Below are 24,385 nucleotides of genomic sequence, written 5' to 3' on the forward strand. Positions count from 1 at the left end.
CCGGCACGATTTTCTGGCTCGGTTATCGCCTGCGCCGTCCGCGGTTGTCCGGAGGAGTAGTGATCGGATCCCAGCCGCGGCGTACCGGCCGTGCGCCTGCACCCCGGGACTCATCCCGCGAACGGTAGACGATGTACGGGCGGAACAGGTAGGGGATCGGTGCCGAGAATACGTGGACCAGCCGGGTGAACGGCCACAGTGCAAACAACAGCGACGCGGTGATCACGTGGAGCTGGAAGAAGATCGGCACCTGTTCCATCATTTCCGGATGGGGCTGGAAAATGATCATCTGCCGGATCCACGGGGAGATCGATTCGCGGTAGGAATAACCCGACCCGAAGACCTGGTACACCAGCGTCGCCAAGGTGCCGAAGAACAGCGCGGCCCCCAGGAACACATACATGACCTTGTCCATCGGGGTCGTCGCCAGGAAGACCGGCCCCACCGTGCGGCGCCGGTAGATCAGGATCGCCAAGCCAGCCAGCGTCAGGATGGCGGCCGCGGTGCCGAGCCATGTCGCTCCAAGGTGGTACATGTGCTCGTCGATGCCGATGGCGTATAGCCATTCGCGAGGGATCAGCAGGCCGACCACGTGGCCGGCGATCACCATCAGGATGCCCAGATGGAACATCGGCGACCCCCAGCGCAGCAGCCGGCTTTCGTAGGTCTGGCTGGACCGGGTAGTCCAGCCGAACTTGTCGAAGCGGTAGCGCCAGATGTGCCCGACGATGAAGACCACGGCGCAGGCGTAGGGCAGCACCACCCACAACAGAAGCGATCCGGTACTCACGGGTTCCCCCTAGGACTGAATGGTGGAAGGTTTCCAAGGAAAGACAGGCCCACGGTCTCCGTGGGAGGGCCCTCGCTGACCAGCGCCAGCACCCGTTCCCGGGTGGCGGCGTCGACCGGCGGCAGGGACAGCGTGATGGTGCGGACCAGTGGAGCCCAGAGGCTGTCCGTCGCTTCCAGCGCGGCGCGCAGCACCTCGATGCCCTCCACATGGGCCGTCAGCAGCACCTCGGCGATTTCGTCCTCGCTGCGGGCGGAGAATTCCAGCACCGCAGGCAGGTAGTCAGGCAGCTCCTCGGCGTCGAAGTCCCAGCCGGCGGCCCGGTAGGCCTCGATGAAGGTGACCAGTGCGGTGCCGCGCTTGCGGGTGTCCCCGGTGGCGAAGTAGCTCAGGTACAAGCTGCACTTGCGCTTCAAGTCGAAGGTGTCCACGTAGTCGCGCTGCAGCCGGCCGGCCCCGGCCTGCCGGGCGGCATCGATGAACCCGGCGAAGAGCCCGGCGATCTGCGGGGGGACCCGGACCAGATGGGACTCGAGCTCGTCGAGCCGGGCGAACCAGGCATCGTCCGGGTAGTCCAGCAGCAGCGAGGCCAGCATGTGCACCCGGGAGCGTTCGGCACGGCTCATCCGCACCGGATCCAGCCCCCCGGGCAACGGGCGGCGCGGGGTCGCCCGGTTGAACAGCCGCGGAATCATTTCTTCTCCTCGGGCGGGAACAAGCCGTCGGGTTTGCCGTTGCCGTCCCAGTTCAGCAGGTTGACGCGCCCCGGGCTGGACGGCCGGTCCGCGGTCTGCCGGTTCTTCAACGAGTGGAAGTTCTCCACCGCTACCGGGACCGAGGCACCGGAGGAGGAGCCGAACGGTCCGGCGCCTCCCATGCCCGGTCCGTCCTCGAAGTCCAGCGAGCAGCCCATTTCCTCCAGGTCGTGGGCCTGCTCGGCGTGGGCGGCCGGGATGACATAGCGTTCCTCGTATTTCGCGATGGCCAGCAGCCGGTACATCTCCTGGATCTGCGCACCGCTCATGCCCACCGCGTTCGCGATGGATTCATCGTGCACGTCATGCAGGGAGACGCCCCGCATGTAGGAACGCATGGCCGCCAGCTTGCGCAGCGACAGCTCCACCGGCGCCGGATCCCCGGCGGTGAACAGCTCGGCCAGGTAGCCGACCGGTATGCGCAGCTTGTCGATCGCGGCGAAGAGGTTGTTCGCGTCCTCGCCGTCGTTGCCGGTGTTGGTGACCACGTCCACCACCGGGGACAGCGGCGGGATGTACCAGACCATCGGCATGGTGCGGTACTCCGGGTGCAGCGGCAGCGCGACCTCGTAGTCGCGGATCAGCCGCCAGATGGGGCTGGCCTGCGCGGCGGCGATCCAGTCTTCTTCGATGCCCTCGGCTCGGGCGGCCTCGATGACCGCCGGGTCGTTCGGGTCCAGCAGCACGCTGCGCTGGGCGTCGAGCAGCTGGTGCTCGTCTTCCACGCTGGCGGCCGCGGCCACGGCGTCGGCGTCGTAGAGCACCAGGCCCAGGTAGCGAAGCCGGCCCACGCAGGTTTCAGCGCAGACCGTGGGCAGCCCGACCTCGATGCGCGGGTAGCACAGCGTGCACTTCTCGGCCTTGCCGGTGCGGTGGTTGAAGTAGACCTTCTTGTAGGGGCAGCCCGAGACGCACATGCGCCAGCCGCGGCAGGCGTCCTGGTCCACCAGCACGATCCCGTCCTCCGCGCGTTTGTACATCGCGCCCGAGGGGCAGGAGGCCACGCAGGAGGGGTTCAGGCAGTGCTCGCAGATGCGCGGCAGGTAGAACATGAAGGCCTTCTCGTACTCGGCCTTCACCTCTTCGCTCATCTTGGCCAACAGCGGGTCCTGGTCCATGGTCTCCAGCGAGCCGCCCAGGTTGTCGTCCCAGTTCGCGGACCAGGAGATCTTCATGTCCTTGCCGGTCAGCAGCGACTTCGGGGTGGCCACCGGGGTGTGCTCGCCGGCCGGCGAGTTCAGCAGCATGTCGTAGTCGTAGGTCCACGGCTCGTAGTAGTCCTGGATCCCGGGCAGCTTGGGGTTGGAGAAGATGCGCGAGAGCTTGTGCAGGCGCCCGCCGTTGCGCAGCTTCAGCCGGCCGCGCTTGTTCAGCGTCCAGCCGCCGCGCCACTTGCCCTGGTCCTCGTAGGTGCGCGGGTAGCCGACGCCGGGCCGGGTCTCCACGTTGTTGAACCACACGTACTCAACCCCGGACCGGTTGGTCCAGGCCTGCTTGCAGGTCACCGAGCAGGTGTGGCAGCCGATGCACTTGTCCAGGTTCATCACCATGGACATCTGGGCCATGACCTTCATCGGTACTGCACCTCCTGGTTGCGGCGGCGGATCGTGGTGACCTCGTCGCGCTGGTTTCCGGTGGGGCCGAGGTAGTTGAACGCCCAGGCCAGCTGCCCGTAGCCGCCGATCAGGTGGCTGGGCTTCATGAGGATGCGGGTCAGCGAGTTGTGGATGCCGCCGCGCTTGCCGCTGGTTTCAGCGATCGGCACATCCACCGTGCGGTCCTTCGCGTGGTACATGTACACCGTGCCCTCGGGCATGCGGTGCGAGACGATCGCGCGGGCGACCACCACGCCGTTGCGGTTGTAGGACTCGATCCACTCGTTGTCCCGCACCCCGATCTTCGCCGCGTCCTGCGGGGACATCCAGATGGTCGGCCCGCCGCGGGAGAGCGAGAGCATGAACAGGTTGTCCTGGTACTCGGAGTGGATGGACCACTTGGAGTGCGGGGTCAGGTAGCGCACCGCGACCTCCGCGTTGCCGGACTCGTGCGCCCCGACCTCGCCCAGCTGGGCGTCGCCGAACAGCCGGTGCATGTCCAGCGGCGGCCGGTAGATCGGCAGCGTCTCGCCCAGTTCCTGCATCCAGTCGTGGTCGAGGTAGAAGTGCATGCGCCCGGTGAGCGTGTGGAAGGGCTTGAGATGCTCGACATTGATCGCGAACGCGGTGTAGCGCCGCCCGCCGTGCTCCGAGCCGGACCACTCCGGGGAGGTGATGACGCTGCGCGGCTGGACCTGCACGTCCCTGAAGGAGATGCGCGAGCCCTCGTGCTCCTCGGAGAGGAACGCCATCTTCTGCCCGGTGTGCTCCTCCAGCTGCCGGAAGCCGGCCGTGGCCAGCCGCCCGTTGGAGGTGCCGGAGAAGGCCAGGATCATCTCGCAGGCCTTCTGGTCGGTGTCCAGCTTCACCGACCCGTCGCCCGTCGCTCCGTTCAGCCGGCGCAGCGCCTCGATCTCCGGGCCGACCTGGTACTTCACGCCCTTGGTGGCCATGCCGAGCTTTTCGGTCAGTGGTCCCAGGGAGCTCCAGCGCTCGTAGATGTTCGGGTAGTCGCGTTCCACCACTGTCAGCTTGGGCATGGTCAGCCCCGGCACCAGCGGCGCGCCCTGCGGGACCTGCCCCTTGACGGTGGCCATGGCATCCGGGGTATCGTGCTGCAACGGGGTCGCGACCAGGTCCTTGCGCTGGCCCAGGTGGGTCGCGGCGAACTGCCCGAAGCGCTTGGCCATCTGCCCGAACAGCTCGAAGTCGGTTTTGGTCTGCCAGGGCGGGGCGATCGCCGGGTTGAAGGAGTGGATGAACGGGTGCATGTCCGTGGAGGACAGGTCGTACTTCTCGTACCAGGTGGCGGCCGGCAAGACCAGGTCGGAGAACAGCGTGGTGCTGGTCATGCGGAAATCCGCGGTGGCCAGCAAATCCAGCTTGCCCTCCGGCGCCGTCTCGTGCCAGGCCATGTCCACCGGGCGCGAGCCCTGCGGGGTTTGCGGGGCGCGCACCGAGGCGTCGGTGCCCAGCAGGTGCTTGAGGAAGTACTCGTTGCCCTTGCCGGAGGAGCCCAGGATGTTCGCGCGCCAGATGAGCACCACCCGCGGGAAGTTCGCCGGGGAGTCCGGGTCCTCGCAGGCGAAGGCCAGCGAACCGTCGGTGAGCGAATCCACCACATGGGCCGCGGGGTCCTTGCCCGCCGCCTCGGCCTCGTCCACCAGATCCAGCGGGTTGCGGTTGAACGTCGGGTAGTCAGGCATCCAGCCGCGCTTGATCGATTCCACCAGGCAGTCCGCGGTGGTGCGCCCGTCGAACGTGCCGCGCGCCAGCGGGGAGGCCAGCGAGTTCGCCGGCAGCCCGTCGTAGCGCCACTGGTCGGTGGCCAGATACCAGAACGCCGTGCCGATGGTGTGCCGCGGCGGGCGGCTCCAGTCGCCGGCGGAGGCGTACTGCTGGTAGCCGGTGAGCGGACGGACCTTTTCCTGCCCGACGTAGTGCGCCCAGCCGCCGCCGTTCACGCCCTGGGTGCCGGTCATCATGGTCAGCGCCAGGAAGGTGCGGTAGATGGTGTCCGAATGGAACCAGTGGTTGGTGCCCGCGCCCATCAGGATCATCGAGCGGCCCCCGGACTTTTCGGCGGTATCCGCGAACTCGCGGGCGATGCGGATCGCCTGCTGCGGCGGCACCCCGGTATGCTCCTCCTGCCAGGCCGGCGTGCCCACGGTGGAGGCGTCCATGAAGTCCGTTGGCCAGTGTCCGGGCAGGGAATCGCGCCCCACGCCGTACTGGGCGAGCATCAGGTCGAATACGGTGGTCAATTGCTTGCCGGCGATGTGCACCACGGGCACCCCGCGGGAGACCACGCCGGATCCACCGGCGTGCTCCTGGCCGGCTTCGGGGGCCAGATCGAAGCGCGGCAGGCTGATTTCTGCGCTCTGCCCGTCCCAGCTGGCCAGGTCCATGACCGAGAGCATGGGGGTGATGTCTCCCAGATCCAGGTTCCACCGGCCCTTGTCCGCGGCGGAAAAACGGTGCCCCAGGGTGCCGCGCGGGACGCGGGCGGTGCCGCTCGCATCCAGCAGCGCGGGCTTGAACGCGGCATTCTCCTCGTCCTCCAGGCCCAGGTCCGCGGCGGTGAGGAACTTTCCGGGCACCGGGGTGCCGGTGGCCGCGTCGATCTCCACCAGGAACGGGGAATCGGTGAAGCGGCGCATGTAGTCCTCGAAGGGCGCGGTGCGCTTGTCGACGTAGTGCTCCTTGAGGATCACGTGCCCCATGGCCATGCCCAGGGCCCCGTCGGTGCCGGGCTGCAGCGCGACCCACTCGTCGGCGAACTTGGTGTTGTCGGTGTAGTCGGGGGAGACGGACACGACCTTCTGCCCGCGGTAGCGCGCCTCGGCCATGAAGTGGGCGTCCGGGGTGCGCGTGACCGGGACGTTCGAGCCCCACATGATCAGGTATTGCGCGTTCCACCAGTCGGCAGATTCGGGGACGTCGGTCTGGTCGCCGAACACCTGCGGGCTGGCCACCGGGAGGTCGGCGTACCAGTCGTAGAAGGAGAGCATGGTGCCGCCGATGAGGTTCAGGTACCTGGACCCGGCTCCGTGCGAGACCATGGACATCGCCGGGATCGGGGAGAAGCCGGCGATCCGGTCCGGACCATAGTTCTTGACCGAGTAGACCTGGGCCGCCGCGGCGATCTCCAGGGCTTCGTCCCAGGTGGTGCGGATCAGCCCGCCCTTGCCGCGGGCCCTCTTGTAGCTTGCTGCCTTGGCCGGATCCTCGACGATCGAGGCCCAGGCCTCCACCGGATCCGGGTGCGCGGCCTTGGCCTCGCGGTACAGCTTGGCCAGCACGTCGCGGATGTACGGGTAGCGGACCCGGGTGGGGGAGTAGGTGTACCAGCTGAACGCCGCGCCGCGCGGGCAGCCGCGGGGTTCGTACTCGGGGGAGTCGGGGCCGACGGAGGGGTAGTCGGTCTGCTGGGTTTCCCACGTGATGATGCCGTCCTTGACGTACACCTTCCAGGAGCAGGACCCGGTGCAGTTCACCCCGTGGGTGGACCGGACCACCTTGTCGTGCGACCATCGGTCGCGGTAGAAGACGTCTCCTTGGCGCCCTCCGGAAAGGAACATGGCTCGCAGGTCATCGCTGGTTTCGCCGCGGCGCAGAAATCTGCCCATGGAAAGCAGCGAATCGGCGAGAGGACCATCGGTGGCCGGTGGTGTGTGGTGTGGCCGGTCTGTCATTGCAGGGTCTCCCTAACTGTGACTCGTGCCACCAGCTTCGTCCTTAACCCTGAGAGTTTCAAGGGGGTCTTGCGAAAAGGTCCCGGAGCATTTAATGCCAGCCACTGGCGGGAAATTAATCTTCCGCTCTGGCGCGGGGGTGAAACAGCGTTTAGGGTGCACTGTAGAAGCTGTGTGAATAATCCTGATCTTTGCCCCGTGGAGGGTTGAAATGAGCACGAATTCCGCACCATCGACTTCGCCTGCGCACCCCGACCTGCGCGGGCAACTTCCCCAGGTTCTGCTGGCCACGCTGGCCAGCGCCGTCGGCTTCTGGGCGTGGATGCTGATCGCCCCGATCCAGAAGTATTACTCCGAAGGCATGGATCTTTCCGAGGGGCAGATCTCCCTCATGCTGGCTACTCCGGTGCTGGTCGGAGCGCTGGGGCGCATCGTCACCGGGGCGCTGACCGACCGCTTCGGGGCGCGCAAGATGTTCACCGTGGTGCTGCTGGCCTCGGTGCCGGCCGTGCTGCTTGTGGCGCTCGCCGGATCGATCGGAAGCTTTGCGCTGCTGATCGTGGCCGGAACGCTGCTGGGCGTGGCAGGAACCATCTTCGCGGTGGGCGTCCCGTTCTCCAGCGCCTGGTACGAGCCGAAGCGGCGCGGCTTCGCCAACGGCGTGTTCGGCATGGGCATGATCGGCACCGCGGTCTCCGCGTTTTTCACCCCGCGGCTGCTCAGCGGCATCGGCTACTTCGGCACCCACCTGTTCATCGCCGGGCTGCTGGTGGTCATGGCCGCGCTGGTGTGGTTCTTCCTGCGCGAGTCCCCGGCCTGGACGCCGAACGCCCAGCCGCTGGTCCCCAAGGTGACGGGAGCGCTGAAACTGCCGATCACCTGGCAGATGTCCTTCCTCTACGGCATCGTCTTCGGCGGCTTCGTGGCCTTCTCCACCTTCCTGCCCAAGTACCTGACCACCATCTACCCCGACCAGGTGGACCCGGTGGGCGCCGGCACGCGCACCGCGCTGTTCGCCGTGGCCGCGGTGGTCGCCCGGCCGATCGGCGGCGTGCTGGCGGACAAATTCGGGCCGAAGGTCATCGCGCTGGTCTCGTTGGCCGGCATCGTGTCGCTGGCCTACATCGTGGGCCAGCAGCCGGCCGAGGGCATCCTCACCGGAACCGTGTTCATCCTGATGGCTTCCGCCATGGGTCTGGGCATGGGTGCGGTGTTCGCATGGATCGGCCCGTCCACCCCGCCGGAGAAGGTCGGAGCGGTCTCCGGCGTGGTCGCGGCCGCCGGCGGCCTGGGCGGATACTTCCCGCCGCTGGCCATGGGCGCGACCTATCACGCGGAAACCAACTCCTACGCGTTGGGCCTGTGGCTGCTGGTGCTGGTCGGAACCTTCGCGCTGGTCGTCGCCGGCATGCTGCAGGGCGCCAGGGGCAAGGCGGCCACGTAGGCTGGAGGCATGGAAGAGCAAGCGGCGCTGTACAGCGAGCGAGGAACGGTCATCGGGCGGGCCCCGCGGTCCCGGGTCAGGGCGGAGAACCTGCGCCACGGCGCCACCGGGATCGTGGTGTTCAACCCGCAGGGCCGCATCTACGTCCACCAGCGGACCTGGAGCAAGGACCTGTACCCCGGATTGTTCGACTTCACCGCCGGCGGGGTCATCCAGGCCGGGGAGGACCCGTTTGAATCCGCCCGCCGGGAAGCAGGCGAGGAACTCGGGGTGCGCGGAGAGCTGGTCAGCCTGGGCGAGGCGGACTTCGCCGACGAGCATGCCAGATACCGCGCCTTCCGCTACTGGATGATCGCGAACGGCCCGCTGAAGCTCCAGGCGGAGGAGGTGCTGGGCGGGGAATGGTTGGAGGTTTCCGAGCTGATCGCGCAGGTCGCCGCCGAGCCCGGACGCTTCATGCCCGACGCCGTGGCGCTGTTCCTGCCGTGGCTTGCAACCCTGGATGCGCTGCCGCCGAACGCCGGACGGTAAAATCGTGAACCATGGCTATTGGCGCAACTATACGGACCTTTGACATCCAGCTCTCCGACATGGATCGCGGGGTCTACGAGGAGCTATCCCTGCGCGTGGCGCAGCACCCTTCGGAAACCGACGCCTATCTGGTCACCAGGGTGCTGGCCTACTGCCTGGAATTCGAGGAGGGCATCGCCTTCGCCGCGGCCGGGGTGTCCTCGGGGGAGGAACCTGCGGTGCTGGTCAAGGACCTTACCGGCCTGACCACCGCCTGGATCGAGGTCGGCGCGCCGGATGCGCAGCGGCTGCACACCGGCAGCAAGCTGGCCGACCGTGCGGCGGTCTACACCCACCGCGACCCGCAGCGGCTGCTGGCCTCCTGGAGCGGGAAAACCATCCACCGTGCGCAGGAGATCGTGGTGCGTTCCTTCGACTTGAAGTTCATCGACGCGACCGCGGCCGAGCTGACCCGTCGCAACATCATGTCCCTGTCGGTCACCGAGGGCCAGCTGTACCTGGAGCTCAACGGTGCCTCGCTGGAAACCCAGATGCAGGAGCACCAGATCATCTAGGCGATGCGTCGGAAGCGGGGGCCCTTGTAGTCCCCGCGCTCGACGAGATCGTCGAACATCTCCAGCGGCCGGGCCCAGAAGCTGTAGTCGCCGTAGAGGGTGCGGTAGAAGACCAGCTGCTCCTCGGTTTCGCTGTGCCGGCCTACGGCGAGCACCTCGTAGCGCCGGCCCTTGAAGTGCTCGTAGATTCCGGGTTCGATGCTCATACCTTCTATCGTGCCATGTTTCGAAAGCTGTGAGGTAGTTATCGGTTTTGACTTGCCTTTCTGAAGTGCAAACGTTTCTGGCGCGTCGAGGGCGAATGTGCAGCTGGAACGACAGAACGCCTCCCTCAAACCAGTGACCTTCGCTCGAAGGTGGCAAGGTACAAGACTGAAACGAGCCACGTATCAACGAGCCCGAGATCTAGCGTAGAAATTGCTGGAGCGAGTCCCGGCTACTGAAACTGGTGTTCCAACACTGAAGAAAGTAGATAGATCTTCAGAATTACTTCCTTCACTGGCAGCCGCAAAGGGAAGGCAGGGCTGCGCACCTCAAAGTTCAGTTCACATCATACAAGGAACCTTAAGCTGCAATACTATGAGGATCATTTTCGCGGGTCGTCATGCTATTTTGGGCGGCTGCTACCACGCCAGCGTCGGGAATCGCACGCTCGTCGCTCATCCTCAAGACGATGGCTGTGTGCACGGATAACGTACCCTCCCGACCATTGCCTTGCCAGGAAACTATGCGGCGGCTTCAGGGACAACGATCTAAAGGTAATTGGTGGAAACCCAAGGAGATCATGAGGTTCTTCCGATACAGGACGATGTCTTCAAATCTCTCGCTGCCAGCGCTCTTCAGAACGGATGATCGGTCTGGATGCAACCAGTTTGCCGCGTCGAGCACGGGTCGTTGGCTGCCGACATGGTGGACCCTTATCGACGTGGCGTTGCAAAAAAGATGGCGGTCGCAGTGATTGCTAGATGCGATTTGCCGAATGGAACGTTGTTATTAGACCGTTGAGGCGCATGTGGCGGTCCGGCAACAAAGCGGTCGAGCGCATGGAATCGAGACTTCACTGTAGCCGCCTTGAAGCGAAACGGACCATTTTTTCATGTGTGGAGGCGAAGGAGGCGAAGTGACTAACAAGGCCGAGCAGATGCCTCGTCTCTGTGAAATTCGGCAGAGCAGAGAGGCCAATTTCAGGTGTGAAGCCAGTTCTAGGCCGCGAGTAATAGATAACCGAATACTTGGCACCATAAAAGATAAATGAACCGTCCATTAGCACATGTAGCCGTGTGGAGCAGGTGCCAATGTGCTTGCTAGGGATACGTGGCTTCGTGACCGCACAGACGCCCGCGTGCGGACCACAGGCGAGGCGCGGGGCGGCTTCGAGCTTTAAAAATGGCAGCCCGTCAGCATATGGGGGATGCTGACGGGCTCTACTGGCAAACGATCGCACTTGGGGGACGCGATAGATTCGCCAAGCCAGTAGTTGAGTTCAGGATTAGCCGAACCCATCCAGTCTAGAACAGTTAGTTCGATTATCGAAATAATAATTCAAATTCGGCCTGTAAGGTTGCCTGGTTTATGCCGAATCGTCCCGGTTTGCCTATGCGTTTACAGGACATCGCAGATTAGATAAACAACGACCGTGTATTATTTAGGATAGGTTATGTGCTTGATCCTAGGTGGGGCCTTGGGTTTTCGGATCTGATATGGGGAATTGATGATCGGCGCATACCGTTTATCCAAGTCCCGTCGCTACAACAGGGGCGGGATTTGGCGATCCTTCAAGGCGAACTGGCGAATAGTGCGTCCAGAAGGACCCCTTTAAGAGAAAAACTGCGGGAACATGCCGTCCCGTTAAGTAGAACGGGGCCCTACCTCGAAAGGTAAGACCCCGTCCCGTTGTGCAGGTTATGCCCGTTTGCGCGTGATAAAGCCCCAAATAATGAGGACGATCAGCGAACCACCGATGGCCAGCAGCCACGTCGAGAGGTCCCAGAACTCGTTCACTCCGACACCGAATGCCGCGGAACCAATCCAGCCACCAATGACTGCGCCAACTACACCAAGCAGCAATGTGGCGATCCAGCCGCCACCCTGCTCACCTGGCTTGATCGCCTTAGCGATCGCACCGGCGATAAGGCCTAAAACAATCCAACCAATGAAACCCATGACTTCCTCCTAAAGGATCGAGTGACTTCGTTCAGCATCTGGACTGAGATGCACCTTGTGAACAATACAGTACTCGGAGGTAAGTTCGCGCGCAGGCAACGTCTCTGGCAGTGTAATTTCACATGATCCCCAACCTCGCAGGGGTAGTCTGCCGTGAGTCAGAAGTATTTAATTGTGTGATGTCTCGACACATGGGTAACAGTTCTGTATCACCACATCGGTAACACTTGATGTATCGAGACATCGGTAACAGTCACTCCACGTCAGGCATGTTCTGGAACTTCGCCTTCGCGTGCTGCAGGCTCAAATACGTCACCCCCTCGGGGAAGGGGAAACCGTATTTCGCGATCAGCTCGCCATCCATCGAGACCACCATCAACTCCGCCTGCTTCCAGAGGACCTCCACCTTCGTTGAGCGCAGCAGCTTGCCCAGATAGAGCTGGACGCCGGCCACCCGCAAGCACCGGTTCTTGTTCACCCTCATCAGCTGGCTACCGGCAGGTTCCATGCGCTCGGCCCGTAGCGTGGCGCTGAGCTTCACTGGTTCCGGGCTCGCCGCCGCGTCCTTGCCCGCGTCCGGGCCCGCGCCCTCCGGCAGGGCGGCGAAGGCAGCTGCTGCACTGGTGGGGGCAGGTGTGGTGCTCAGCTTCACCCACTCACCCGGCGCCAACGGCTCGGCCACCGCAGTGGCATCCCACGCCTCCTGCGGCGTGCACCGGTCCTCCAAGGACTGATGCCCGCGTTGGGTGTTGTACGCCTGGTCAAAGACATCGATCTGCGCTTGCAGCTCGGCCAGATTCTTGGCGAATGGCTGCTTCTTCAGCCACGTGAACAAGGTCGAATGGAACCGCTCGTTCTTCCCCTGCGTCGTGGGCTTGAACGGTTTACCGGTGATCGTGGCAACGCCCAGACTGTTGGCGTAGGCGACCAGCTCACTGGTCATGCCCCGACGAATCGGATTCAGCGCATCCCCGTTGTCGCTGAGCAACCGCTGCGGCATACCGCGGGCGGCGACGCCCGCCCGGAAGACCTTCACCGCGTCCGCGCCGTTCTCCGTCTTGGCGACCAAGGACGCCACGGCCAGGCGGGAGTGGTCGTCAATAAGCTGGAAGATCACGCATTTGCGTCCGCCTTCCAACACATACTCGGTGGCGTCCAACTGCCAGCAGGCGTTGGGCATCGGATAGCGGAACGACCGAAACGAGGACCGGGGGCGTTTCTGCGGGGCCGGGGTGATCAGACCGCGCTCGCGGAAGATCCTAGCCAACACGGCGACCGACGGGGCTTGCATGCCGAGCTTGAGCATCTTGTCGTGCACGCTGATCGGCCCGTGATCCCACCCGGAATCCTCCAAGGTCTTACGCATGGCCACGGCCTGATCCTTGAGTGTTTCACTAGTGGTATTCGGTGAGGATTTCGGCCGGCGGGAGCGCGGTTCCAACGCGGCGGCTTGCCCTTCGGTGCGGGCCCGTTTCAGGATGTGGTAGAAGGTTTTGCGGCTGATGTCGTGTTCGGTGCAGAACGCGGTGACAGCGCCTCTGGGTGCGTCCTCTGGCCATCGGGCGATGGCAAGGCGTATTGTCGGGTCGACTGGATCATTTTTCACGAATACCAGTCCACCAGCCCGCCCCTTTGGCCTTGTGCCGTGGGGCGGGCTGTGTGGTTTTGCCGGGGTTAAAGATCCGGGTGAAGTGTTACCACTTTAATCGTGGAAGTGTCACCGATGTCCTGATACAGAACTGTCACCGAAGTCCCGATAGAAAACAGGTTTTCTTTTACCCAAGGAGGGTACATGGCAGAGGTAACCGGGAATCTGAAGGACATAACGGGCGGACTCATGGATAGCCGTGAAGGCGTTGTGTGCTTCACACTGAACGCCGGAAACATCAGGGTCAGCAATGACAACGTCATCCCAGACAACACCCGCGAGGCGGTCCCCAACGCATCAGGTGAGTTCAGCATTAATCTGGAACCCACGGACCAGATGGTGATGGATGCCTGGTACACAATTTCCGTGCTCTGGATCCAGCAGCCAGACGGTGGTCATCGGAAGCCGGCCGCGATGACGAGCTACCTGGATCTGAAGATCCGTGTCCCATCCAGCGGCGGCCCGATCGGTGAATTGTGGGATCTGAGCGCTGGGGCTGGTGGCAAGCCGGGCCCGAATAACCGCGTCGTGTGGGTGTCACAGACACCGCCGTCGAAGCCGCGGCCGTTCATGTTGTGGCTGCAACAAGAACCCGGCGAAAGTCCTGATCCGTTTGACCCGAAGAACACCTCGAACCTTCACGAATGGAGGCCTTAAATGGCGTGGGTAGTGATCGCGAACCTCAAGGGTGTTCCTGGTGACGCAGCGGCGCTAGAGCAGATCCAGCAGATCCTTGCCGAACTGGCTCGACTTGCCAAGCAGGACCAGAACAATCTGGTGGCTTTGAGCGACTGGGTCAGGGGCGTGGAGTCCCGGACTCCGGCCGGAATGAACGGCACCGACTACGCGTTGGCTTTTGCCGATGCCGAGTCGAATCTTGCCGGCGGTGCGCTGGCCACTGGGCGGTTCAACTTTGAGATGCCACCGCGAGTCCAGAAGATGCTGGGTGTTGTGGCGCAACCCGTACTCGCGCCGGGGTGGGCGTTTATTTACCCAGACTCGACCGGGCGCATTGCGTGGGGTGTCCGAACCGATGGCACGTTCGTTGCCCACAAATTCGACGGCGGAACCGGGTCCGGCGGGGATCCGGCCGGTATTGCGAACATTGTTGCTGGGATGTCCAGGTCTTTGCGGACGAAGATCGTGACCCCTGGTGATTCCCTGACCGACGGGTACTTCGGAGGTACCGGGGGCCAGCGGTCCGACGCCTGGCCAGCCAAACTGCAGGCCTTGCTCGGCAGTGGCGTGGAGGTCATCAACGCTGCCACGAGCGGGTACTGCGTGGATGAGGAAGCAATCAAAATTGGAGCACTCCCTCTTCCCTTGACGGTGGCCAGCGGTCAGATCCCTGCCTCCGGTCCGGTGGAGGTCACCACCGATGCGGTGATCGGGTGGCGTGAAGCGGGCGTGACCCGAACTTTTGCAGGGAGCTTGGCAGGAGTACCGGGGACTCTGACCCGCACCGAGTCCGATACCGTGTTCACGTTCACCCGCACCACGGCGGGGACGGCAGTCGCTGTTCCGCCTGGGACGGTGTTCGTTTCCAGCTTCGCTGGGTATGACGCGCACACGATGGTCTTGATGATCGGTTTCAACAACGTGGCCTACAACGTCAAGGGCGGAGATGCCACGGTTGCAGAGCATGTCCGCAATGGTATTCGACGCATCGTGAACTGGCATTCGCGCACCATCAAGCAAGTGCTGGTCCTGTCTGTAACCACCGCCGTGCCCTGGACCTCCGGTACCGCGAACTATTCCACGGTAGCCACGATCAATGGTTACCTCGCTGAGGACTGGCGCACCAAGTACTACGACTTACGCCGTTACCTAGTGGATCAGGCGATCTACGATCTGGGCCTCGTCCCGAATACCGCCGACACAGCAGCCATGGCGGCCGACACCCTGCCTCCGTCGATCATGGACCCCGGAGCCGGGGGCACCGGGGATGGCACGCATTATTCCAAAGCAACCGCGGCCCTTGTCGGCCAGCGAGTTTTCGACTACGTCACAACACGAGATTGGGTGAACCAATGACCAATGCACGAGCCCTCGTTTACCAGGGCGTCTTCTCCGATGCGGCGCAGCTGCCGAAAGCCAATCTATTCTATACCTCACCGTTACAGTACGCCTTGTATGACTGGTGCGCGGACGGGTTGGAACTTGGCCCGTTGGCGTCGTGGACGTCGCTGGTTGGCGACCTGACGTTGCCAGCGGATCAAGGCCTGCCGTCCGTGGTGGATTCCGGCGGGTCTCGGGCCGTCAGGTTCGACGGCAGTGATGATCGGATGCGCGTTCAGTTTTCCCGCGCCACCCCGCACACCATTGCTGTCGTGTACCGGCTGACGTCGGTCACACCGGGAGACAGCATCGTGCACGGATACAACGGGGCTTCGACCGGGTCGATTGTCGTCGGTGACCCGTTGAACACCATTGCTGGTTACGCAACGGGGCCGAATACCTGGCTGATCCCGAATCCGTATATTGCTCCGGACACGAATTGGCATGTGGCTTTGTTGTGCATCAACGGGTCCACTTCTACTCTGCGCGTGGATGGGCGCGAAGCCAACGGGCCGCTCCCATCTGGCACACGTGATGGGATCTCGTTGGGGTACTCGTCAGCCGCGGATGGGCATGCCGCGATCGAGTACAAGCGGGTCACGGTGTTTACTGGTGCGGCGACTGCGACACAGCGGGATTCGATTGTGAACACTCTTGCTGCACGCTATGCAATTGGTCAGTAAGGGCGGACAGATGCAATATCAGACCCCTGAGGCGTTTGATGCGTTCGTTTTTTGGAGGTGGGTGTGATGCCTACGCATGTTTTCAAACCGACTCGTAACCCGCCAAGTTGGTGGGACAGGTTGTTGGTTCACCCGTTGGATATGACGGTGGCTGTGGTCGCTGTCCTGTTCGGTGCGTTGGTGGTGTTGTCGTTATTTGTGCCGGAGTTCATTCCGTCGAAGAGCATGGACAAGATGCCGTGGCCGATTGTGATCCTCGTGTCGGGCTTCCTCGGCACAGGCGGGATCCTCTCACTGACCGGGTTGAACTGGTGGGGTGACAACGTGTCCACCGGCTGGGCTGTCGAACAGTTCGGTTGGTGGTTCACCGCAGGAGGATTCGCCACCTACGCACTCAGCGTCTCGTGGCATTACCCTGGCTCACTCTTCTCATGGGGTGTCCCACTCGCCCTCGGCATCGGCTCACTCATCCGAGCGATCTCCATCATCATGATCGAACGAAGCGTACGTGCCACCCTGAAGGAAGTGGAGGAACACAACCATGGGTGAAGCCTCAATCGTTGCAATCATCATTGCTGTGCTGGGGATAGCGGGCGGCGGCGGCTATTGGGGCTACAAGCAATTCAAACGTGAAGCACCCGTGAAGAAACGGGACGCTGATATTGCGGTGGCTGAAAAGTCGCAGCAGATGGCGCTTGCTGTAGCGGAAGAATCCAGGAAAGACGTTGAACGGTTACGCATGGACGTCACCTACGAGCGGGAAGAACGGCAGAAACTCTCCGGCCGTGTCGACTCGTTGGAGACACAGGTTCGTGAGCAGAACCGCACCATCCAACGCTTGCGGGAAGCAGTCCGGACGTTCAACGCAGCATGGGATGACCTTACGCACCGTTGGCAGCACTACCGGTCATCGGAGCACCCGCCAACGCGCCCAAACATCACCATCGAATGATCATTCAGGCGTATCCGTTGGCGAGAATTTCAGGAGCAGACAGATACGCCTGAAAATCGGCTCAGTTTGCTAGTGCAATCTCGCTATCTCCCCAGCGGTGCATTTTTCCGCAGTGTGGGCACTGAGTGCGGTTGTTTTCGAATGAGCCAGAGTTGAAGGAGCCCGCATCGCAAGCGACTCCAGTGGGAAAGAAATTGTCCGTTTCAGGACAGCGCACAACCACGTCGAATACTTCAGTAGAGGCCTTGTAAATCTGTTGTGCTTGCTTAGCTTTTTTGGCCTCGCGCAAGCGTTTTCCTTTGCCCAATTTTGGATTCCAATCTGTTTGTAGTGTTCACCTACTCTATCCGTCCACAAGCGGATTCAGGTTCCTAATTCGTGACATTAAGCCAACCAAGATCAAGCCATCCTTCGAGGTGGCTTTTCTTATGCCTAAAGGAGGCTATTCGCATGAGCGCTTTGCCAGCTGAGTTGAGTACTGGGATGGTGCATGGCCGGTTCATTGTCGCGCTGGTCGACGGCGATGACACGGACCATGAACCGGAGGTGATCCCAGCGACGGGCAGGGTGTCGTTCAAAGCGTCGGTCGGGTATGTTCCGGTTCCGGTGACTGCTGAAGGGCCTGTGACGGTAATGAAGGGCCCCATCGTCGGCGTGCTGGATGATGAGGGGTATTTGTCGACCCCGCACCCTACCACTGGTGAGCCGATGTACCGGGGCGTGAAGCTGTTGGCGACGGATGACCCGGACATGGCCGTCAAGGATTGGACGTGGACGGCTGATTATCGTTTCGATTCGGTGAACGCAACCACCATGACAATCCCCGCGCACAGCTTCGCCCTACCCGGTGGTGCGGTCGTGGACCTAACCACAATGGTGAAGGTCCCATCGTCACCGGGGTACGGTTTGCCGCAGGCTGAGGCGGCGGTGTTGCGCGCCGAGGCGGTGGCCCAGTCGGTACGGGACGACGCAGACGCAGGCCGGTTCGACGGGAAGCCGGGACTGTCCATCGTGAACCACGGAACCAACGCGAACACACCACGCCCCGATTCACCATGGGTTCTATGGCTCGGCACCGTACGCCCGACCAACATGCTCAACTACGACCTATGGGACAACTCGTGACCGGCCTACGCCTCGGTAACGGGCACCCCCTGCCTGGATTGGTCATGCTCGTTGGTGGGGCCGTGAAGCCAGTTCGCGAAGTGAAACCAAAGACGAACTACGCGCAAAATCCTAGCTTCGAAACAAACGAACTGAACTGGGTGAATGCTTCCGGTGGTGTGCGCGCCCAGATCACCACGAACCCCTATGTTGGGTCGAAGTGCTTGCAGGTGACTTTCGCGGCCGCCGGCACGTTCAAATACGTCGGGCAGAACACCATCATCGCACCAGGCAAAAGCTACATCAAGGCCTCGGTGGCGGTACGGCAGATCACCGGAGCCGGATTCGCAAAAATGCGGGTTGGTTACCGCGACCACCCAACCACCGGCGCGCTCACCTATGGGCCGCTATCAGCCAGCATTCCAATCGGTGAGGGCTGGAACGTCCTCACTATCGGGCACTCGATCCCAGCGACCACACAGCACCTCGTCGTGATCGTCTACGCAACAGACACGGCCGAGGGGAGCACGGTTGTCGCAGGGTCATCGTGGGCTATTGACGCGATGAACATCTCCCTCGGAACCACGGATGCCAACACCCCGGAACCAACCTATTTCGACGGCGACACCCCACCCGCCGGCGACTACACCTACTCGTGGGACGGTGCACCGGGAGCATCAACCAGCACCGCCAAACCATAAACCAACCAGCCCCGTCACAGTCCGTGTGGCGGGGCTTCGTCATACCTAGGAGTTTTCATGGGAAATATGGTTTCACCTTTTGAAGGGCGATTCACCCAGAATCACGGAGACAAGGGAGGCTACCCCGGGCACAAGGGCGTGGACATCGCCCCGCCGAAGCCCGGGCAGGTCGGCATGCCAGTCTACGCCGCGTTCGACGGCACCATCCGCGTACTGCACCGCACCGCCAAGCCCGGCAACAAGAACAGCACGTGGGCTAAGGGCCGCACCGGCAACGGCATGCTGGTCTCCAACCCGGACGGTGAAGGAAACGGCTACAACCACATGCGCCCACTGGACCATTTCAGCGTGGGGGACAAGGTCGTCGCGGGGCAGCTACTCGGCTACAACGACCGCTCCGGCAACCAGACCGGCCCGCACCTGCACTTCGAACTGTGGGCGGACTGGAGCAACTCTAACTCGGACTACGCGCCAGAGAAAGCCTTCGCCAAGTTCGGCATTGACGAAGGCTCGGCACCGGAACGTACCAGTATTGCCCCGGTAAAGCCTTCCGGCGGCGGTTCCAAGCCAGCAGCCAAGCCGTCAGTACCGGCGGACGTGGTGAAGAAGCTCAAGGCCATGGGCTACAAGAACCCCGACGCGGGCGACGTCGAGAAGTACCAGGCATGGCACGGACTCGTCCCAGACGGCAACTGGGGCGACCGCACAGAGGCGCAGTACCAGGAAGTCATCCGCGCCCAGAACGCCACCAAAAAAATGCTCGGCGTCCCTGACAACTGGGCCTCCGACGGCTACTGGGGTGCGACCTCGAAGAAGTGGGCCGGCTACACCTCCGGCCGCAACGGGTGGAACAACCCACACGGCTACCTCACCAAAAAGTACATCAACAACCTCAAGAAAGTGAAGGCCTGGTAATCATGGCAAAGCACATTGCAACCGGCGTCCCGACTCAGGTGGCGCACCCATGGCAAGCGACCGCCCGCACAGCTGTGGCGTACCTACTCGCAGCGATTGCGTTCCTTGCCGCTGCCCTGCCGATCCTGCAAGAGGTAATGGGCGACTACCTGCCTGAATCGTGGGTTGCGTGGCTCACGGCTGCGGTAGCGTTCCTCGTTGCCCTTGCCACTCTGATCACCCGACTCATGGCGCTGGCCAAGGCGCAGGGCTTCCTAGCGAAGATCGGTCTCGGCACCGGCGTCGAAAAAGAACCGTTGCCGACTGAAGTTGTGATCGCCTCAGACGGCACCATCGAATAAACAGAACCCGCCCCATCCTCGCATTGAGGGTGGGGCGGTTTTCTGCGTTTAAGTAGGCAGCCCGCCAGCACTTGGGGGACGCTGGCGGGCTCTACTGGCAATCGTTCACACTTGGGGGACGCGAACGATTCGCCTGGGCCAGTAGTTGTGTTCAGGGTTTATCCGAACTGAACAAATCGTATGTCACGAAATCGGATAAGAAAATCATATTGTGACTTGTGTCGATGGTGCTACCTGATTTTTCGCTGAACGGTACCTGCATGGGACGCAAGTGATGTTATTCAAGTGCCGATGCCCTAATGAACAGGTATCATTTAGGTAGGTTATGCGCTTGATCTGAGATGGGGACTTCGGGTTTTTAGGTCAGAAATTGGGGAATTGCTGATCCGCACATACCGTTCTTCCGAACCCCGCCACTGCACTAGTGGCGGGGTTCGATTCTATTTCGGGCACAATGAACTCATGACTGAACGGGATCCACGCTTCGAGCACATGCGCCACTACGAAACGCGGCGGCAACCCTACGTTCAGGTGACCGACTACGAACGCGGAAGATACCACGCACGGGTCATCGGCTGGATCCCCGGGCAAGTGTTCATCGAATACCCGAAACTGATAGTCGACTGCGTAACCACGGGGCAGCTCTAGTTCAAATGGGTTCCCACCGAGAGCGCGGCCAGCTAGTCCGGGATACTTGATTTCGCGGGCTTATCCGCGAGGTAGTATCGATTGGCAAGTCTTGTGGTGACTTCTTTGCGTGCGCTCATTGTCAGTCCCATGATGCTGAGCAGATACCCGTAGAGTCCCAGAATCAAGAGCTGTTGTGCCGGAGGTTTTCTTGTGACGCAACGTAGTATCCGTGCCGGAGGTTTTTTATGAGTCAACGCGAAGTCTTGATTCGTCGTTACATCGTGTGTATAGTTTTCGTCATTAGAAGCTTTCGGCACCCGTAATGAGGGATTGGCTGATAGCTGGGAAGCCCCGGTACGCCGGGGTTTTCTTTCTTAACGATAAGTTCACATACTATTTAAGAGTGACCACGACAACACCAAATGACATCAAGGTAGATGTTGCTCAGGAAGATTTACTGAGAAGAGTCCGATACCTCGTAGATTCGATGAGGATTGCTTCAGATGCCCGCTCTCATTTCGGGGTTTCGGCGGCGTCAAAGCTAATACCGACTGTGGCTATTAAAGAGTGTCTTGAAACCCTCGACTCGTATGCGGACGAACCCGACTACGGGCTTCTTTCCGTGACTCCATCATTCGTGCGCCTGAAGAGAGCAATTCATGGATCGGTCGCGACGAATCTTTCACAGCATGTAGCCATAAAAACGCTCTTGGACTATGCTGATGAGCTTGTTTCGAGGAATTCTGCGACCACCCGCGGTCCGCTCAAAGGATATCTATCGTCACATGCTGTGCAGATGGCTTCAGACTGTTCGCAAGCACTGTCCAAACTTAATGAGGATCAGCTTTATATTTCAGAAGTGAGCGCTTATGTCGAAGACGCAATCGAAGGATCGCCTTCTAACCGTTCGGCATTTAGAAAGCTCCAACGTTCATGCCATGAAGTTATCGCTCTCATTGCTTCTCAAGGGCGGACTCTCAATCTCTTCATAGATCAACTTGAGAAAAAATTAATCACTAGTGGCCATATTCCAAGACGAATTAAAGGTGTAAGCAATTGCCTTAAGCTGAAGGCAGAGAAGCACCAAGTTGCAGTAGTCGTGGATGGGACTTTCTCGACATATGGGCTTGAACGGCATGGATTCCGCTGGATCAAGCCTACGGGGAGAATCTCATGGCTGGAACCTGAATCTAAAGATGCGATCATTCCTCACCAGGCTAATTCCGATCTGATGCGCTTTTGCATGAGACACTGGAAAATTGATCAAGATTCCGAACCATTGGCTGAATGTGGCATTGAATCGCAGGTTCTGATCCTTAAGGTTGACGCTTGGGATAGAGAGCAAGCTCGCCACGAAGCGTTAGATAGGGCCGAAGCATTGGTTGACCTAATTAACGCAGAACATAGAGCAACTGGATACGGTGTCAAAAGAAAAGTAGCAGTATGGCTAGAAGGCCGCAAAAGAGTTGACCAGCTATCGTCTTTCGCGCCGAAAGTTCGGCTAACCCGACTGCTCGATATTTCGAGAAGTCCTAGTGTTGATAGGTCCTTACGGTTTGCAACTCGTGCTGCTAATGAGCGGGCTGGTTCCATGCAAACATTTTTCTCCTGGATCGCACTAGAGTATTTGGGTCGTGGCGGAAACCAAAAACCGCAAACCGTCATATCAGAGAATGTACCTTCTCTCATATCCATTGTTGCTCTCCGCCAGCTGATAACTGAAGCTTTACATCTTCTTCTTCGCGATTCTGGGCTCGATCAGCTTCCGCAGCCTATTGTTGAAGCAACCAAAGACTATAATTCAAGAGCTTCGAAGATTCAACTGGATCGAAATAAGCTCGGGCATTTGCTAATTTCAGACGTGAATAATTGTTCAAACCTCATGAAAGTTTGCAGCATTTCTAAAGAGAGCGCTGTTCAGGCGATCGAGGAATTGGAGGCTTATAAGAAAACGTTGTCAGAATATTCCAGATTGCGATTGACGACTATTCGTCAAATACTGTCTGAAAACTCGAAAATGAAAAACTATGTTCTAAGTATCGTCGTATCAGCCGATGAAACGATGCAGAGAATGAGGTTTGTGCGAAACCAAACCGCCCACACTGCGAGTTCCACAAGCACAGAGCACATGCTGCTTTCCAGCGCTGCTCTTTCGATTATGGATGCGGTTTTCGAAACAATACCTAAATTCTCGGGTAGGCCCGTTGATGGCCTAGATAAGGCAAGAACTACAAGGATTCAGTGGGAGCAGTCACTAGATTCCAGGACGGATTCTACCGAGCTATCTTTCAACCCTAATCTACCCACCATCGTTTGATGGCTTTGCCATCAAGCCATTGCTCACGTGTACGGTGAACGCTCGTAGGCAATTCGGGCCTAGATGCCCGCGGCATCGTGCCGCTCTTCGCGGGCTGATATGACATTCTTTGCTGGCTCTTCAGGATTCAGAGTGTAAACGTGGCCTGAACCCGCCGGTCTCCAATAACGACCGTGCGATATAGTGCGTCAGATTCTTGAACCCTAATGCGATACCTCGCAGATGCTCCAAACGTCCGTTGAGCGCTTCGGTAGGCCCATTCGAACTGCCGACATGGTCAAAGTACGCGAGGATATCCGTCTTCCTCCGACGCAGGGTCCCGCCGAGCTTCTTCAACTCCGGCAGCCCCTTGGGCACCTTCGTACCGATCTCGGCAATCAGTTGCTCCATAGCCCACCGCCCGATCTCGGGTTTCAGTTGCCGGTAGGCATCAACCATCTTCTGATACACGCTCCACACCAGTTGCACCGGCTCATACTCCGGGGCCTTGAACAGATCCTCCAGCTTGGTTTTCTGCTTCTCGGTGGCCAACGACAGCCCTGTGGTCAGTGTGCGCCGGCACTGATACAGCGGGTCGTCCTTGCGTCCTCGCCGCCCATGGTGCTCGCGCTGGACCCGTTGCCGGGTTTGATCCAGGGCTTCGGAGCCGAGTTTGACCACATGGAACGGATCCAGGACCTCTACTGCGTGGGGCAGCTCTTCGGCGGCAGCTGTTTTGAAGCCGGTGAACCCGTCCATCGCGACCACCTCAATGCCCTGCTTCCACTGCTCGTCGCGTTCGGCCAGCCAGGTCTTGAACACCGCTTTGGACCGGCCCTGAACCATGTCGAGCAGTCGCGCGGTGCCGGTGCCGTCGCGCACAGAGGTCAGGTCCACGATGACGGTGACGTATTTGTCGCCGGTGCGGGTGTGCCGCCAGACGTGCTCGTCCACGCCTAACACTTTGACTCCGTCAAACCGTGCAGGATCGCTGATGAGCAGCCGTTGGCCTTCGGCCAGCACCGCTTCGTTGGCGGTATTCCAGGTGACGCCGAGCCCTTCGGCAATTCTGGAAACTGACAGGTGCTGGGTGACGAGCCCGGCCAAAGCCCAGCGCAGCCCGGTCCTGCTGATTTTCTGTCGTGGCGCTACTGCTTGGCTCAGGTCTTCACGCCATACGCGTTGGCAGTGGCCACAGCGGTAGCGGCGGTGCCTGATGACCAGGACGGTGGGCCGCCAGCCGCAGGGTTGGTGGGCGAGTCTGCGAGTGACGGTATCGCGGGGAACTGCGGTGCCACCGCAGATGCGGCACCACGGGTCCGGGGTGGTGACGTGGCAGAGAATCTCGGCTTTCGCCGTGCTGAGGTGCTGCCCGATGGCGGTCAAGCCCAGCTGGTTCAGGCCTGCGAATGTCGTGAGGTCTGGTGCGGTGAAGGTAGGATTGAGCAACGTCGGGGTCTTTCGAAGAAGGTTGTGTAGGAACTTCCATTCTTCGCGAAGGCCTCGACTTTTTCGTGCTTTGGCGACATG

Annotated in this window: 23 protein-coding genes; 14 read left to right on the top strand and 9 right to left on the bottom strand. The window is 61.0% G+C overall.

All coding sequences use genetic code 11. The features are described from left to right. Window positions 1-22: 22 nt before the first annotated feature. The 4 genes from narI to JQN66_RS02175 are packed head-to-tail and all read right to left on the bottom strand — an operon-like array spanning window position 23 to window position 6,835. Entirely contained in the window at window positions 23-790 is a 768-nt protein-coding gene (gene narI / locus JQN66_RS02160) for a respiratory nitrate reductase subunit gamma (RefSeq protein WP_204676467.1), read from the bottom strand. Next, window positions 787-1,485 carry a nitrate reductase molybdenum cofactor assembly chaperone gene (narJ, locus tag JQN66_RS02165; protein WP_204676468.1) on the bottom strand — a complete coding sequence of 233 codons (699 nt, stop codon included), beginning with the start codon at window positions 1,483-1,485 and terminating at the stop codon, window positions 787-789. The genes narI and narJ overlap by 4 nt, the downstream gene beginning before the upstream one ends. Continuing rightward, entirely contained in the window at window positions 1,482-3,119 is a 1,638-nt protein-coding gene (narH, locus tag JQN66_RS02170; RefSeq protein ID WP_204676469.1) for a nitrate reductase subunit beta, read from the bottom strand. Before narH ends, narJ begins: the two co-directional genes overlap by 4 nt. Further along, window positions 3,116-6,835 (bottom strand): nitrate reductase subunit alpha, encoded by a 3,720-nt coding sequence (locus JQN66_RS02175; protein WP_204676470.1) that lies wholly within the window; start codon window positions 6,833-6,835, stop codon window positions 3,116-3,118. Before JQN66_RS02175 ends, narH begins: the two co-directional genes overlap by 4 nt. Window positions 6,836-7,046: 211 nt before the next feature. On the opposite strand from JQN66_RS02175, the gene JQN66_RS02180 reads away from it, so the two are divergent. Genes JQN66_RS02180 through JQN66_RS02190 form a run of 3 tightly spaced genes read left to right on the top strand, consistent with a single transcriptional unit; the run spans window position 7,047 to window position 9,364 of the window. After that, window positions 7,047-8,279: an MFS transporter gene (locus JQN66_RS02180; protein WP_204676471.1), complete on the top strand. Its 1,233-nt coding sequence runs from the start codon at window positions 7,047-7,049 to the stop codon at window positions 8,277-8,279. A 9-nt stretch (window positions 8,280-8,288) separates the two neighbouring features. Further along, a complete protein-coding gene (locus JQN66_RS02185) occupies window positions 8,289-8,810 on the top strand; it encodes an NUDIX domain-containing protein (protein WP_204676472.1) in 522 nt (173 codons plus the stop codon). A gap of 11 nt (window positions 8,811-8,821) precedes the next feature. Beyond that, complete coding sequence (locus tag JQN66_RS02190; protein ID WP_204676473.1) at window positions 8,822-9,364, top strand: YaeQ family protein; 543 nt, start codon at window positions 8,822-8,824, stop codon at window positions 9,362-9,364. Here the strand turns inward: JQN66_RS02190 and JQN66_RS02195 are convergent. The 3 genes from JQN66_RS02195 to JQN66_RS02205 form a co-directional block, all read right to left on the bottom strand. Continuing rightward, window positions 9,361-9,570, bottom strand: a complete 210-nt coding sequence (locus JQN66_RS02195; RefSeq protein ID WP_188949549.1) for a DUF1653 domain-containing protein — start codon at window positions 9,568-9,570, stop codon at window positions 9,361-9,363. The genes JQN66_RS02190 and JQN66_RS02195 overlap by 4 nt on opposite strands. A 1,696-nt stretch (window positions 9,571-11,266) precedes the next feature. Continuing rightward, window positions 11,267-11,527 carry a GlsB/YeaQ/YmgE family stress response membrane protein gene (locus tag JQN66_RS02200; RefSeq protein WP_188949547.1) on the bottom strand — a complete coding sequence of 87 codons (261 nt, stop codon included), beginning with the start codon at window positions 11,525-11,527 and terminating at the stop codon, window positions 11,267-11,269. 253 nt (window positions 11,528-11,780) lie between these two features. After that, entirely contained in the window at window positions 11,781-13,133 is a 1,353-nt protein-coding gene (locus JQN66_RS02205; protein ID WP_204675975.1) for an integrase core domain-containing protein, read from the bottom strand. Between the two features lie 186 nt (window positions 13,134-13,319). On the opposite strand from JQN66_RS02205, the gene JQN66_RS02210 reads away from it, so the two are divergent. From JQN66_RS02210 to JQN66_RS02230, 5 genes are all read left to right on the top strand, one after another. Next, on the top strand, window positions 13,320-13,832 hold the full coding sequence (locus JQN66_RS02210) for a hypothetical protein (RefSeq protein WP_204676474.1): 513 nt from the start codon (window positions 13,320-13,322) through the stop codon (window positions 13,830-13,832). Then, on the top strand, window positions 13,833-15,209 hold the full coding sequence (locus JQN66_RS02215; protein ID WP_204676475.1) for an SGNH/GDSL hydrolase family protein: 1,377 nt from the start codon (window positions 13,833-13,835) through the stop codon (window positions 15,207-15,209). Further along, complete coding sequence (locus tag JQN66_RS02220) at window positions 15,206-15,916, top strand: hypothetical protein (RefSeq protein WP_204676476.1); 711 nt, start codon at window positions 15,206-15,208, stop codon at window positions 15,914-15,916. Before JQN66_RS02215 ends, JQN66_RS02220 begins: the two co-directional genes overlap by 4 nt. A 66-nt stretch (window positions 15,917-15,982) precedes the next feature. Continuing rightward, window positions 15,983-16,465, top strand: a complete 483-nt coding sequence (locus JQN66_RS02225) for a hypothetical protein (protein WP_204676477.1) — start codon at window positions 15,983-15,985, stop codon at window positions 16,463-16,465. Beyond that, entirely contained in the window at window positions 16,458-16,868 is a 411-nt protein-coding gene (locus tag JQN66_RS02230) for a hypothetical protein (protein WP_204676478.1), read from the top strand. Before JQN66_RS02225 ends, JQN66_RS02230 begins: the two co-directional genes overlap by 8 nt. 61 nt (window positions 16,869-16,929) lie before the next feature. Here JQN66_RS02230 and JQN66_RS02235 read toward each other — a convergent pair whose 3' ends face one another. Continuing rightward, the gene (locus tag JQN66_RS02235) at window positions 16,930-17,157 is read right to left on the bottom strand and encodes a hypothetical protein (protein WP_204676479.1); all 228 of its coding nucleotides are present in this window, start codon (window positions 17,155-17,157) and stop codon (window positions 16,930-16,932) included. Between the two features lie 161 nt (window positions 17,158-17,318). Between JQN66_RS02235 and JQN66_RS02240 the strand changes: the two genes are divergently transcribed. The 6 genes from JQN66_RS02240 (at window position 17,319) to JQN66_RS02265 (ending at window position 22,876) form a co-directional block, all read left to right on the top strand. After that, on the top strand, window positions 17,319-17,993 hold the full coding sequence (locus JQN66_RS02240; RefSeq protein ID WP_204676480.1) for a hypothetical protein: 675 nt from the start codon (window positions 17,319-17,321) through the stop codon (window positions 17,991-17,993). A gap of 62 nt (window positions 17,994-18,055) precedes the next feature. Next, window positions 18,056-18,673, top strand: a complete 618-nt coding sequence (locus JQN66_RS02245) for a hypothetical protein (RefSeq protein WP_204676481.1) — start codon at window positions 18,056-18,058, stop codon at window positions 18,671-18,673. A gap of 57 nt (window positions 18,674-18,730) precedes the next feature. Then, complete coding sequence (locus JQN66_RS02250) at window positions 18,731-19,588, top strand: M23 family metallopeptidase (protein ID WP_204676482.1); 858 nt, start codon at window positions 18,731-18,733, stop codon at window positions 19,586-19,588. A 2-nt stretch (window positions 19,589-19,590) separates the two neighbouring features. Further along, complete coding sequence (locus tag JQN66_RS02255) at window positions 19,591-19,929, top strand: hypothetical protein (RefSeq protein WP_204676483.1); 339 nt, start codon at window positions 19,591-19,593, stop codon at window positions 19,927-19,929. A gap of 462 nt (window positions 19,930-20,391) precedes the next feature. Then, entirely contained in the window at window positions 20,392-20,577 is a 186-nt protein-coding gene (locus JQN66_RS02260; protein WP_204676484.1) for a hypothetical protein, read from the top strand. A 385-nt stretch (window positions 20,578-20,962) separates the two neighbouring features. Further along, window positions 20,963-22,876, top strand: a complete 1,914-nt coding sequence (locus tag JQN66_RS02265) for a hypothetical protein (RefSeq protein WP_204676485.1) — start codon at window positions 20,963-20,965, stop codon at window positions 22,874-22,876. 120 nt (window positions 22,877-22,996) lie between these two features. On the opposite strand, the gene JQN66_RS02270 is transcribed toward JQN66_RS02265, so the two are convergent. Next, a complete protein-coding gene (locus tag JQN66_RS02270) occupies window positions 22,997-24,304 on the bottom strand; it encodes an ISL3 family transposase (RefSeq protein WP_204674441.1) in 1,308 nt (435 codons plus the stop codon). Window positions 24,305-24,385: the final 81 nt, after the last annotated feature.

The organism is Glutamicibacter protophormiae, from assembly GCF_016894325.1.
In the GTDB taxonomy this organism is placed as follows: domain Bacteria; phylum Actinomycetota; class Actinomycetes; order Actinomycetales; family Micrococcaceae; genus Glutamicibacter; species Glutamicibacter protophormiae.